This is a genomic window from Bacillus cereus group sp. MYBK15-3 (genome assembly GCF_051916765.1).
GTDB classification, from domain to species: Bacteria; Bacillota; Bacilli; order Bacillales; family Bacillaceae_G; genus Bacillus_A; species Bacillus_A cereus.
Genome location: NZ_JBQAHG010000001.1, coordinates 1,528,230 through 1,540,380, shown reverse-complemented (window position 1 = coordinate 1,540,380; position 12,151 = coordinate 1,528,230). Strand labels below are relative to the sequence as shown.

Below are 12,151 nucleotides of genomic sequence, written 5' to 3'. Positions count from 1 at the left end.
AATGGGAGTAGAAAAAATTAAAGCAGCGTTTGAAAATGGTAAGAAAGCATTTATTCCGTATGTAATGGGCGGAGATGGTGGTCTTGAAAAATTAAAAGAAAGAATTCGTTTTTTAGATGAAGCAGGAGCGAGCATCGTTGAAATCGGCATTCCTTTTTCGGATCCAGTCGCAGACGGTCCAACGATTCAAAGAGCAGGGAAACGAGCGCTAGATAGCGGTGTAACAGTAAAAGGTATTTTTCAAGCATTAATAGAGGTAAGGAAAGAAGTGCAAATTCCGTTTGTACTCATGACATATTTAAATCCAGTACTTGCATTCGGAAAAGAACGATTTGTAGAGAAGTGCTTAGAGGCCGGTGTGGATGGTATTATCGTTCCAGACTTACCGTATGAAGAACAAAATATTATTGCGCCGTTACTTCGAGAGGCAAACATTGCGCTCATTCCACTCGTTACCGTAACGAGTCCTATTGAAAGAATTGAAAAAATTACGAGTGAATCAGAAGGGTTCGTTTATGCTGTTACAGTAGCGGGCGTAACGGGAGTACGTCAAAACTTTAAAGAGGAGATTCATAGTTACTTAGAAAAAGTAAAATCACACGTCAACTTACCAGTAGTCGCTGGATTTGGCATCTCAACAAAAGAACATGTAGAAGAAATGGTTACAATATGCGACGGAGTTGTCGTTGGAAGTAAGATCATTGAGCTTTTAGAAAATGAAAAGCAAGAAGAAATATGTGAATTAATATATGCAACAAAACAAAAAGAAGAGGCGTAGTCTCTTCTTTTTGTTTTGCGTAATAAATGTTAAAATATACAGAAAATACATATAATTTAGAGGGTGAGAAGGCATGCTAAGACGTAAACTACTATATCTATTCTTAACTGTACCGCTATACGCTTGGCTCATTAGCATGACGAAAATAGAGTTAATGGCTCTATTTTTAGGGTATGTATTCATCTTTTCCAACTTAAATCGCATTCAAGAACAGTCTATTTTAGAAATATGTCTATTTTCGATTAGTATAGAATTATTTAGTATCGTTTCGATTGTATTATTAAACGAATTATTTCTACGGATTCATTCATTTACATTAATGAAATTTTGGAATATTATATTGCAAGCAATATGTACTTACATTGTGTTTGTTGTGTTGAAAGAAATAGTCGGAAAGCAGACAGTTTTTCAGGATAATAGAAAATGGGGGTGAATGAAAAGGAGCCGTTTGGTTCCTTTTTTGAATCTGTTGTAAAAACAATTGAAAATTATAGTATCTGTTATATAATAGTTAAAAATTGTATTTTAAACGAAATGAGATGATAACATGGCCATATTGTTGGCACTTATCCCAATTATGATGATTTTCATTTGTTTATTTTTATTTAAACAAACGTCATTAAGGTCCTCGTTAATTTCTTATGCTGTGTCTGTTGGAATCGTTTTACTCTCGCCAATGTTTCAATTAGGGATAAGTGAAACTGTGCACGCAACGATTAAAGGATGGTTAATTTGTTTTATTGTCGGGTACGTTTTATTTTTCGGTATTTTTTTATTTCACCTCATGAACAAAATGGGGTACATCGATCAAGTAGCACGTTTTCTAGAAGCAGTTACTCAGGATCGCTTATTACAAATGCTGCTTATGTGTTTTGGCATTTGCCCGCTTATTGAATCAGTAAGTGGATTCGGTATTGGCTTCATGGTTGCAGCACCTATTTTTCTTTCACTAGGATATAAACCATTTCAAGCTGTACTACTCTCATTCATCGGCTTACTAGCTAGTTCATGGGGCGCAATGGCAACTGGTACGATTATCGGTTCGCAGCTAATAAATATGCCTCTTACAACACTTGGCACAAATACAGCGCTATTAAGTATTCCGATGTTTGCTTACTTCGTTATTCTTTCTTTACACGTTGTTGGCGGCTGGCAAGCGGTTATAGAAAAGTGGAAAGAAGGAGTAGGGTTCTTTCTATTATTTTCTCTCGGAATCTATCTTTCTAATGCGTACGTAAGTGTTGAACTAGCCGGGATATTAAGTTCTATCGTTACGATTACCTTTGGCTTTTTTATCATTAAATTAAAAGGAAAAAGTGGGCAAAATCTTATAACAGAACATGCGGCTGCAACGGAGAGAGAAGTATCCATTATAAAAATTATTAGCCCTTATATATTTCTAACAGTTTGTATTTTACTTTCTCGCCTCGTTCCAGCATTACATGATTTGTTCAGATCATATGCAGTCCTTGATTTAAAATCATACTCTTACAAATTAGAAATGCTGTATTCACCAGGATTTTGGCTCGGTATGACTTGCTTATTTACTATTATTTTCTTCCGGATACCATCTCATATTATTAAACAATCACTCTCGCAAACGATAAAACAATGGATTCCATTTGCGATTACGACGACAATGTTTATCGCCATTTCAGAACTAATGGGTGCATCTGGTATGCATTTATTACTTGCAAAAACCGCTGGTGAAACGTTTGGAAATTTTTTCGTTTTCGTTGCCCCGTTTATTGGCGCTATTGGTGGATTTTTAACAGGTAGTAACGCAGGATCAAATGCAATGTTTATAAAACTACAAATGCAAACCGCACAAAACGTAGCACTCCCGTGGCAATATGTCACAACACTTCAAAACACCGCATCATCAGTAGCGACAATTGCTTGTCCATCACGGATTACACTAGGTGCTTACTTATGTAATATCCCTTACCGTGAAAATGAACTATTAAAGAAGACGACGTTAATGATCTTTGGTGCGGTTTTGCTTGTAGTGGTAGAAGTTATTGTTTGGTATATGTTGAGAAATTAAAAATCCTCCTAACATAGGAGGATTTTTTTTATGAGTGGATAATGATTTAAATATGAATAGCTTCTACTAAATGAATAGGAGATGAAATGTATGCCCCTAAAAAACTACGGTGTGTTAAAAGGTACAGTTATACAATCAAAGATTGGAAAAGGGAAAACACCTCATTATCAAGTTCATTTACAGGGCGAGACAGGAGTAAATTATCGTATTGCAATTAACGTAAAATCGCAAAGCTATCCGTCAGAAGTTTTATATTTTGCGAGTAACAATATTAAGTCAGAGGCGATTCATATTTTACCGACATTACCATTCGGTTTTACAGAAATAAAAAACAATGAACCGAAAGTAGCTTTAGATTATGTAAGAGGAAATCTATTTGACTCAAATCAAATGATTCCTTTGCCTCCCGAAAAAGCAGGAGCAGATAATGATTTAAATGAAAAAATAGAACGTTATATAAAACGAGCAATAGAAGAAAAAGCAATTATTTACGCGTTTGGTGAAAGATGGGGACCAGAAGAAAATACACCAGATTCCTATTTTCATTTCAAACCAGGAAACGGTATACATGATATTCATATGAATCAAGGGAATGTAGAAAAATGGCAAGGTGATGATGGCATATGGCAAGACGGAGGAATACTCATTCACTTCGAAAAGGAAGAAGAATGGATTGGTATCTTTCTTGCATTCCAATCACAGTCATGGTGTACCGATGAAGAAGGGCATGCTCGCGTTCCGGTTGAGCATTGTGATTATAAGGGGAATAATTAATAAGAAGAGGGCGTTCAAAAAGAACGCCCTCTTCTTATTTTATAAAACGAAAAACTAACGAGTGTAGAAAGACAAGAGAACAGCAGTGCCACACTAGAAAACGCAATGAGATACATATTATATTTCATAACCTGTCCAATTAGCTGATTACTGTCGTATTGAAACAGTCCTGCTATTATGTTGAATAAAAATAACACGATAAACATGACGATAACACCGTCTATTGATCCTTTAATATCTGGTTTACTTAAAGCGATATGTGCGGAAATGCAAATGGCGATAAATAAAAATAACCAAAAGGAAGGATTCAATAAATTGCCGATTGTAAATAAGCTTTTCAATAATACAAACGTCGACAAGAGCATGTTTTGAATCATTTCTACATTAATAGAAGTAGAAGCAATCGTTTTTTCGAGAGTTGTATTAAATAAAAAATATGATTCTGGTACGAAATAGCGCATTAAAAGGATTAATGCAGTAATACCAGAAATAATAGGCCCAATGCCGATGAAGAAATTCCCAATCCGTTGATACACACTTTTTTGATTGTATTGATGTTGTACGTAACCTAAAGCCCCTTGACTTGTATCTGTCGGGAAGAACTGCGTTGCTACAATCTTATGACGGAACAGCACGCACATAATGGCATGTCCAAGTTCGTGAATAGGAACACCGATCCAAGCCGTTAATAGGAATCCTTTTCGTCCAAAAGCTCTCGACCAATACATCCGTGTGAGAGATTCTAAATAGCCTAATAGAAATCCAATTACAATGATAACGCCAATTAAAGATAATAATTGGATTACGCTTGTAAGGAGTATTTGAAAAATTGAGTTTACCAATTCCATTGCCAGTCATCCAATCTGTTAAAAATATTATTTATTCTGTTTCATAATAGCATTTTTTTTCAAGATTACTAGCACATATATTTTCTTTCGGAAGAAGGATTTCAGAATCTTTTTCTTGTAGTCATGTTTTATGTACAAATTCATATATTGAATTTGTAACACCCTATACGGTATATCCTTAAGGAGGGATAAGAGAATGAAATGTCCGTCATGTCATACAGAAAATGCAGCGGAGGCAAAATTTTGCGGGAATTGTGGACATTCGTTAACGGAAGAAGTAGTGGCAAGTAGTGGCCAAGAAGAAGGGCCGGAACAAGCACGTGCGGCACAAGCAAAGGAAGCTCGGCAAAATGAAACGGTAGAGCAAGCGAAGCGGTTTGCGAGCGGCTATTTTCAATTTTTTAAACATGCATTACAAGCACCGACAGCGATTATGCAAAGCGGCGCTATTGAAGTACGAAATGGAATTGTAAGTCTTGTTCTTATTTGTTTTTTAGGAGCATGTATTTTTTATAGAATGATGAGTGCAGCATCAGCAGTTACGAGAACATTTGCACCAGATATATCTACTCCCACGTTTTTTGTAGAATCTATAACGGTCTTTTTCTTTTTATTAATTTTAACTTTATTTGTCGGATTTATTATTTTTGTAAGTGGTAAGATGATGAAATCATCTTTTTCGTTTCTTGAAGTATTCGGTATATGGGGAACGATAGCGACGCCGGCTATTGTCATATTAGTCCTTTCTTTTCTTTTTAGTTTCTTATTAATCTTTTTCTTACCGATATTATTATCCGTAGCTGCAACTTATATAGGGATTAGTATAACTGTAGCCGTATTAAAGCTAGACAATGGCGGATTAGATCTCGTTTACACACTTATTATTGCAAATGTTTTAATTGGAATTGCAACATTCATTGTACTTTGGTCTTACATTAGCACGATAATTCAAGCCTTAACACAGGGAATAACTGGCTTCTAATGAAAAGGTGGTTGACTGGATGAATGTATGTACAAAGTGCGGAGTTCAGTTTGAAGATGGTGTGCAGTTTTGTCAAAACTGCGGGACGAAGAGGGGACGTTCTGTAGTAAAGAAGAACATGAGCGGTGGTGTAAAAGTTGACATTACACTGTTAGCGCTATTTGTTATAGCGATTATTGGATTGTATTTGTACGGATTGTCGTATTATACGCAGGTGGCACAAGTAGACCGGATGATTACGATTTTACAAGAGAGGGACGGAGAGAAATTAGCTGAGATCGTTACGGCAGATGATCCATCGGTTATGATAACGAGAGAGAGCGTAACGCCTCTATTTTCATATATAAAAGAAAATCCATCTTACGTGAATGAATTAAAAGAATATTTGAGACAAGGTGAAAAACAACGGGACGGAATAGAAAGAGCTGATTTTTCATTAACGAAAGACGGAAAGTATTTCTTTATATTTGATCGATATAAATTGAAAGCGAAGACGTACTATGCAACTTTGCTTTCAAATGAAAAAGACGTATCGTTAAAAATGAACGGAAAAGAAATTGATAAGACAGATGACAAAAAGTTTGAGAAGCAATATGGGCCATTTCTTCCGGGAAATCAAGTGTTTCAATCAGAATATAAAAATGACTACGTAAAACTATCGCGTGAGGAAAAGGTTGTACTTATGAAACAAAGCCAAAATAACGTAACGGTAGATTTAACGTTGCAAGGTCAATATATTACAGTTCAAACGAACGCGCCTGGTGCAACATTGTACGTAAATCAAAAACCAGTTACAGCGCTCGCAGGAGAAGAAATTACATGGGGGCCTGTAGCGACTGATGGAAGCGCGAAAATTTATTTAGAACGAAATGGAGAAAATGGACGGGAAACGACAAAAGTAGAGACGGTAACGGCACTTTCGTCTTATAATCTTCCATTCCAAACGAAAAGTGCAGAAAAAACAGTTGTTTATAATGTTACTCCAACGCCCGCGACTGGGTATGTATATAATGGTTTCATCTTTCCTGATAGTGATATTCGAAAATTAACGAGCACAGATTTAACATATTTATCGAAAGAACAGTTGAAAATTGCTAGAAATGAAATATATGCAAGGCATGGACATATTTTTCAAACGAAAGATATGCAAGCGTATTTTGCAAAACAGTCTTGGTATAGAGAAAATCCTTATTTTACAGGAAAGTTAACAGATATCGAAACTTATAATATTGAACTAATTAAATCAAGAGAATAGAGCGCGGGAAAAAGGTACAGTGTATATTACTGTACCTTTTCTATCGTTATTTGGCTGGACCAGGTTCCCTAGAGAAAAAGATATGAAAGAGAAATGTGACTTTACTTGCCCCTCCTGATGTACTGGCTTGCACATCAGATAAAGAACTAGACGTTAAAGCAGCTTCAGAATGGGGAGGGACGATTATTTTAAGAGCATCATCTGATTCTGAGGATGCAGTAACTGTTATTGTATCGTCAGAAAAATTTATAATTTTAACAGTACCGACTGGAAAGATGGCCTTGCGAGTGTGTGATGAAGAAGCGAAGCGGGTAGCTTTCCAGATAGTTTGTGAGAAAGTGTCATTGTCAGATAACCAAGCACGAGCACTGTATAAAGTTACACTAACGGTAAACTCCTGTTCAAGCGGGAGGGCGGGTTTCGGTTCTATCGGTTCCTCTGGAAGCTGGACGAGAAGGCCGGCGCACATGTATGTTTCACCTACTTTCAACTGGTTACTGTTATAGGATATTAAACATGTTGTTTATAAGACACGACAGTTACCTATTCAGGCATAAGTTTGTGCACAAAATTTGAAGATGAAATTCTCTTTCTTTACAATGGAAGTAGGTGTTATTTCTATAAAATATGGAAAACGTAAAGAGTATGTAAAAAAGAAGGAGTGGTAAAGTGAACTATGTCATTATTGGCGGAGATGCAGCTGGTATGAGTGCAGCGATGCAAATTGTTAGAAACGATGAAGATGCAAATGTTGTAACTTTAGAAAAAGGTGAAATTTATTCGTACGCGCAGTGTGGGTTACCGTATGTCATTAGTGGTGCTATCGCTTCAACGGAAAAGTTAATCGCGCGTAATGTAAAGACGTTTCGTGAGAAATATGGAATTGATGCGAAAGTGCGTCATGAAGTAACGAAAGTAGATACGGAAAAGAAAATGGTGTACGCAGAGCATACAAAGACGAAAGATGTCTTTGAATTTCCGTACGATCGATTATTAATTGCGACCGGGGTACGTCCTGTTATGCCGGAATGGGAAGGACGGGAATTACAAGGCGTTCATCTTTTAAAAACAATTCCAGATGCTGAGCGCATATTAAAAACGCTAGAAACGAATAAAGTTGAAGATGTAATCATTATTGGTGGTGGTGCAATCGGACTGGAAATGGCAGAAACATTCGTCGAACTTGGTAAGAAAGTAAGAATGATTGAGCGAAATGATCATATCGGTACGATTTACGATGCAGATATGGCAGAGTACATACATAAAGAAGCAGATAAGCATCATATTGAAATTTTAACGAATGAAAATGTAAAAGCGTTTAAAGGGAATGAACGAGTAGAAGCAGTCGAAACGGATAAAGGTACGTATAAAGCAGATCTTGTTTTAGTATCGGTTGGAGTGAAACCAAATACTGATTTTCTTGAAGGAACAAATATACGTAAGAATCATAAAGGAGCAATCGAAGTAAATGCATATATGCAAACGAATGTGCAAGACGTATATGCAGCCGGTGATTGCGCAACACATTACCACGTTATAAAGGAAATTCATGATCATATCCCGCTCGGAACGACAGCCAATAAGCAAGGGCGACTTGCTGGACTGAATATGCTTGATAAACGAAGAGCTTTTAAAGGTACGTTAGGCACAGGCATTATTAAATTTATGGATTTGACACTCGCAAGAACAGGCTTAAATGAAAAAGAAGCGAAAGGGCTACACATTCCGTATAAAACGGTCAAAGTAGATTCTACAAATATGGCGGGCTATTATCCAAATGCAAAACCACTTTACTTGAAATTACTATATCGCTCCGATACGAAACAATTATTGGGCGGGCAAGTAATTGGAGAAGAAGGCGTAGATAAACGTATTGATGTGATTGCGATGGCGCTTTTCAATAAAATGAGCATTCATGATTTAGAAGACGTCGACTTAAGTTATGCACCACCATATAACAGCGTGTGGGACCCAATTCAACAAGCGGCAAGGAGAGCAGAATAGCACTTTTTAAAGTGCTATTTTTTTGTTAAAGGGGAATTATCATTTTTGTCGAATGAAGAGGATCAGGAAATAGTTACATATGAGGAAGGGGAGTTTTTTTATGATTGTAGCACTTCAAAAAGTTCAAGAATCAGAAAAAGAAATATTACGTAATTTGTACGCATTATATCTTCATGATCTTTCTAAGTTCACTATGAATATAACTATCGGAGCCGATGGTTTTTTTGGATACAAAGATTTGCATATGTTTTGGAAAAATGACGGAATCACGCCGTATTTTATAAAAGTTGATCATAGTATTGTAGGATTCTTATTACTACTGGAACGTCCGTTTTTGAAGAAGGAAAATGATTTTGGTATTAATGATATTTTCATATTGAATCAATATAAAGGAAAAGGAATAGGTAAACAAGCTGTTGAGAATTTACTAGAAGAGAAAAGAGGACAATATTTCGTTATCGAACTTCTAAAAAATGTACCAGCAGTGTCGTTTTGGAAGAAAGTATATAAAAAACTGAACATAGAATTTGATGAGAGAGAGCAGTTAATTGATGATGAAGAATGTCTCGTTCAAACGTTTAAAATTTAATGAAATTGGTTTTCCTTTTATATTACTTTGAAATTTAACTTTATCCCGCTATTTGCGGACAGTAAGACCCCACTGATTAAAGTTTCACTTTATTTTGAATATACCGTTTCCCCTTGAAAACATATTACGTATCGCTTATATTTTCATATAGTATTTATTTTTTAAACGAAGCAATGAACGAACCAGGGGGCGCAGTATGGCAATTAACATGAAAACAATCGAAGAATGGATTGCTGAATCAAATGCAAGACATGAAGAAGACTTTGGACACGTTGTGGAAGAAATGAAAGAAGTATGTGTCGGACTTGATAACGCGACATTAATTTATACGAAAAATGTATTTTGTTTCGGTAAAAAAGTAGAAGTCTTTTTCTTCTTCCAAGACCATGTCGTGATTGGACAAGAAAAAGACGAATATGTTGAGATTGAAAAATTAAAGTATGATGCCATTACAAATAGTAACTTAAAAACAAATGACAAAAATACTACGTTAGAATTAAAGTTTGCTAACGGACAATCTATCAATTTAGATAGTTTAAATGATAACTACGGTACGAAAAATTGGTTATTTGCTAGACAAATTAAGAGTATTTTTAAGTTAATCTAGTGAAAAAGCAGACCCTTTGAGGTCTGCTTTTTATTTAATTCCTATTACGCAAAGACAACCTCTTTCTTCGTAACATTGTACACTTGTAAATCCTGTTTTATAAAAGAGATTTATTAGTTCTTCGGTCGTGTTAAAATTCTTCATATGATATTGAATTTTGAAAGTTTCAGCTACTAATAAAAAGGAGCCGTCCGGTTTTAAGACGCGAAATACTTCTTTTATATCTTGTTCAACATCAGGCCAAAAATAATGAGTTTGAAAGGCGGTAATGAGATCGAAGAAGTTCGTATGATGTGGAATAGAAGAAACGCTTGCTTGTTGAACAATTACTTTTTGTTTTTGAACATCTTTTGCATTCGTCTGTATAGAATTTTTCACAGCTTGATCGGAGTAATCAATTCCATATATTTCCCCAAGTGGAGTTCGTTTTGAAAGAGTGTGTATGGTTTTGCCTCCACCACAGCCGATGTCTAATACGACTGCATCTGTCTTTATATGTACTTTCTGCAATGCCCAATTTATTAATCTCGTATGTGCAGCGTTCATAATACAAAGCATGGAGGAACCAATTGTTCCGCTAGGATTTTTTGCTTGCTGAATTAACCGTTGTAAAATGCTCAAGTTAAATTCTCCTTTTATGTAAGAATATATACTCATTTCGCTTTTTATAAATTAAATCCTTTAAAAAAAGCACGCCGATAGACGGCGTACTTCTAACTATGCAAAGCCCCTTTTAACCAATTCCGCGCCCGATATGCCCCAACTGGAACTTGAATAAGAGATGTTTCATTCCCAGCATCTATTCCGTACAATTGATCACATGCATTTGTATCAAAACTAAGTAAAGGATGCCCGCCCATCCCCATAGCGGTCGCTGCAAAAACGAGTTTATGAACGAGGATACCAGCTTCCATTTGGTGAATGCGATATCCTCTATAGCCTAATGCACGTGTATAGTAATCTTTCTGTCCGACTACATGTAAGCAAAGTGGTACTTGAAAAAGGTTTACGTTATCCATCGTCATACTAGACTGAAGTGGGTAGCGAAGGTCTCCATACCGAATTGGTTGTATGAAATGTGTTTTACTGTTATAAGCGTAAGCTCCGTTTTCAATATTTTTCACGTTATAAAAACATCCATATAAGGAGACGCGTGCATTTTCTTTTGTATACTTACCGTCAAGGTCGTTGTAATAGGGGAAGGAGAGGCTCGCTTCTTGTAGTAAAGTAGCGAGCTCGGCTGCATCCCATTTCGTTAAAATAAAGTCCGCATCAGGAGAATATCGTTTTTTACAAAGTTGTAGGAAATCATACGATAACCGTTCTACTTTCGGTAGCTGTACAGCGTACGTATTATGTTGATAGTGCTCTTCATGATGTAGCGTTTGGAAGTGTGCTGTCGATTCGATCATAGAAGCTTCATTTATTTTTGTTATCATCGGATATTCACCTACATGTTTTGAGCGAACGAAATGTTCATGTGCGAGCGGCGGAATTTGTTGCAACAACTCATGAGAAGTAACTATTTTATTTTCACGGTAATTATTGTGAAACCAATTAGTTTCTGGTTCTGTACTTAAAGGAATAACGGCATACACACTTTCTTCACCTTCTGACAATCCGAGTAAATGGTTCAGTGCACGGTCTAGAAATTGAAAGTATACGCCGTTCGTATAACCGAACTGTTTTGCACATTCTAGCAATTGTCCAATGAGAACCCCGCTATCTAATCCTTGAAGTCGATATGAAAAGTTATTGTATTTAAAGAAGTTTTTCCAAAACATAGTGGATACGAATGCAGCACCGAAACAATCATGTATATTACAGCGATTACCGAGTGCGTCTGCCAAATAAGAATCGAAATTTCCTTCGCGAAGTAAAATAAGTCGGTGATGCGCGGCGTCATAATGGTAAATGCCGTCTGGATAATCGTCAATCTTTAAATAGATATACAATTCATTCGGGTATAAGGCACCGCCTGAAGGAATGGATCTACGTAATACATTTCTCTCGCTATTTAGCTGACATAATTGTGTTACACCAAATGAATACCAAAGGTAGTGACCAATCTCATCTAAAGTAGGTGTAGTAGAAGAGTTCGATAAAGATAATGGGATTTCTAAGGAGAGCGGGATGGTAGGAACATTTCGATATAATTTATAAGGAAGCGGTGCGTCTTTCCAGTCCACCTCATGATTCGGCATAATTTCGTCAATAGAGAAATGGAGATGATGTAAAAAAGTATCTAGCTGCATGAAATCCCTCCT

General features: G+C 36.3%; 13 protein-coding genes. 9 read left to right on the top strand and 4 right to left on the bottom strand.

Annotated features, from left to right (window positions below):
• The first annotated feature begins 1 nt into the window (after window position 1).
• The 4 genes from trpA (at window position 2) to ACTFR8_RS07930 (ending at window position 3,599) form a co-directional block, all read left to right on the top strand.
• The gene (gene trpA / locus ACTFR8_RS07945; protein ID WP_048568776.1) at window positions 2-778 is read left to right on the top strand and encodes a tryptophan synthase subunit alpha; all 777 of its coding nucleotides are present in this window, start codon (window positions 2-4) and stop codon (window positions 776-778) included.
• Between the two features lie 73 nt (window positions 779-851).
• Window positions 852-1,211, top strand: coding sequence for a DUF4029 domain-containing protein (locus tag ACTFR8_RS07940; RefSeq protein ID WP_252209892.1), 360 nt, complete (start codon window positions 852-854; stop codon window positions 1,209-1,211).
• 114 nt (window positions 1,212-1,325) lie between these two features.
• Window positions 1,326-2,825, top strand: coding sequence for an L-lactate permease (locus ACTFR8_RS07935; RefSeq protein WP_044584232.1), 1,500 nt, complete (start codon window positions 1,326-1,328; stop codon window positions 2,823-2,825).
• A gap of 90 nt (window positions 2,826-2,915) precedes the next feature.
• Window positions 2,916-3,599, top strand: coding sequence for a DUF2278 family protein (locus ACTFR8_RS07930; RefSeq protein WP_001128613.1), 684 nt, complete (start codon window positions 2,916-2,918; stop codon window positions 3,597-3,599).
• Between the two features lie 14 nt (window positions 3,600-3,613).
• On the opposite strand, the gene ACTFR8_RS07925 is transcribed toward ACTFR8_RS07930, so the two are convergent.
• Window positions 3,614-4,447 (bottom strand): hypothetical protein, encoded by an 834-nt coding sequence (locus tag ACTFR8_RS07925; protein ID WP_000424530.1) that lies wholly within the window; start codon window positions 4,445-4,447, stop codon window positions 3,614-3,616.
• A gap of 196 nt (window positions 4,448-4,643) precedes the next feature.
• Between ACTFR8_RS07925 and ACTFR8_RS07920 the strand changes: the two genes are divergently transcribed.
• Entirely contained in the window at window positions 4,644-5,429 is a 786-nt protein-coding gene (locus ACTFR8_RS07920; protein ID WP_000650090.1) for a zinc ribbon domain-containing protein, read from the top strand.
• A 19-nt stretch (window positions 5,430-5,448) separates the two neighbouring features.
• Window positions 5,449-6,684: a TcaA 3rd/4th domain-containing protein gene (locus ACTFR8_RS07915; RefSeq protein ID WP_252209893.1), complete on the top strand. Its 1,236-nt coding sequence runs from the start codon at window positions 5,449-5,451 to the stop codon at window positions 6,682-6,684.
• A gap of 46 nt (window positions 6,685-6,730) precedes the next feature.
• Here ACTFR8_RS07915 and ACTFR8_RS07910 read toward each other — a convergent pair whose 3' ends face one another.
• A complete protein-coding gene (locus tag ACTFR8_RS07910; protein ID WP_058839296.1) occupies window positions 6,731-7,153 on the bottom strand; it encodes a hypothetical protein in 423 nt (140 codons plus the stop codon).
• Between the two features lie 200 nt (window positions 7,154-7,353).
• On the opposite strand from ACTFR8_RS07910, the gene ACTFR8_RS07905 reads away from it, so the two are divergent.
• From ACTFR8_RS07905 to ACTFR8_RS07895, 3 genes are all read left to right on the top strand, one after another.
• On the top strand, window positions 7,354-8,688 hold the full coding sequence (locus tag ACTFR8_RS07905; protein ID WP_087875075.1) for a CoA-disulfide reductase: 1,335 nt from the start codon (window positions 7,354-7,356) through the stop codon (window positions 8,686-8,688).
• Between the two features lie 100 nt (window positions 8,689-8,788).
• Window positions 8,789-9,277: a GNAT family N-acetyltransferase gene (locus ACTFR8_RS07900; protein ID WP_097994907.1), complete on the top strand. Its 489-nt coding sequence runs from the start codon at window positions 8,789-8,791 to the stop codon at window positions 9,275-9,277.
• Window positions 9,278-9,473: 196 nt separating this feature from the next.
• Window positions 9,474-9,884, top strand: coding sequence for a DUF3908 family protein (locus ACTFR8_RS07895; RefSeq protein ID WP_000996782.1), 411 nt, complete (start codon window positions 9,474-9,476; stop codon window positions 9,882-9,884).
• A gap of 30 nt (window positions 9,885-9,914) precedes the next feature.
• Here ACTFR8_RS07895 and ACTFR8_RS07890 read toward each other — a convergent pair whose 3' ends face one another.
• Together ACTFR8_RS07890 and ACTFR8_RS07885 are read right to left on the bottom strand one after the other, a co-directional pair.
• On the bottom strand, window positions 9,915-10,505 hold the full coding sequence (locus ACTFR8_RS07890; protein ID WP_000025747.1) for a class I SAM-dependent methyltransferase: 591 nt from the start codon (window positions 10,503-10,505) through the stop codon (window positions 9,915-9,917).
• A 92-nt stretch (window positions 10,506-10,597) separates the two neighbouring features.
• Window positions 10,598-12,139 carry a SagB family peptide dehydrogenase gene (locus ACTFR8_RS07885; protein ID WP_252209896.1) on the bottom strand — a complete coding sequence of 514 codons (1,542 nt, stop codon included), beginning with the start codon at window positions 12,137-12,139 and terminating at the stop codon, window positions 10,598-10,600.
• Window positions 12,140-12,151 lie beyond the last annotated feature (12 nt).

Excerpts from the sequence above, each read along its gene's own strand:
- trpA (WP_048568776.1), top strand. The coding sequence starts at position 2 with ATGGGAGTAGAAAAAATTAAAGCAGCGTTTGAAAATGGTAAGAAAGCA.
- ACTFR8_RS07940 (WP_252209892.1), top strand. The coding sequence starts at position 852 with ATGCTAAGACGTAAACTACTATATCTATTCTTAACTGTACCGCTATAC.
- ACTFR8_RS07935 (WP_044584232.1), top strand. The coding sequence starts at position 1,326 with ATGGCCATATTGTTGGCACTTATCCCAATTATGATGATTTTCATTTGT.
- ACTFR8_RS07930 (WP_001128613.1), top strand. The coding sequence starts at position 2,916 with ATGCCCCTAAAAAACTACGGTGTGTTAAAAGGTACAGTTATACAATCA.
- ACTFR8_RS07925 (WP_000424530.1), bottom strand. The coding sequence starts at position 4,447 with ATGGAATTGGTAAACTCAATTTTTCAAATACTCCTTACAAGCGTAATC.
- ACTFR8_RS07920 (WP_000650090.1), top strand. The coding sequence starts at position 4,644 with ATGAAATGTCCGTCATGTCATACAGAAAATGCAGCGGAGGCAAAATTT.
- ACTFR8_RS07915 (WP_252209893.1), top strand. The coding sequence starts at position 5,449 with ATGAATGTATGTACAAAGTGCGGAGTTCAGTTTGAAGATGGTGTGCAG.
- ACTFR8_RS07910 (WP_058839296.1), bottom strand. The coding sequence starts at position 7,153 with ATGTGCGCCGGCCTTCTCGTCCAGCTTCCAGAGGAACCGATAGAACCG.
- ACTFR8_RS07900 (WP_097994907.1), top strand. The coding sequence starts at position 8,789 with ATGATTGTAGCACTTCAAAAAGTTCAAGAATCAGAAAAAGAAATATTA.
- ACTFR8_RS07895 (WP_000996782.1), top strand. The coding sequence starts at position 9,474 with ATGGCAATTAACATGAAAACAATCGAAGAATGGATTGCTGAATCAAAT.
- ACTFR8_RS07885 (WP_252209896.1), bottom strand. The coding sequence starts at position 12,139 with ATGCAGCTAGATACTTTTTTACATCATCTCCATTTCTCTATTGACGAA.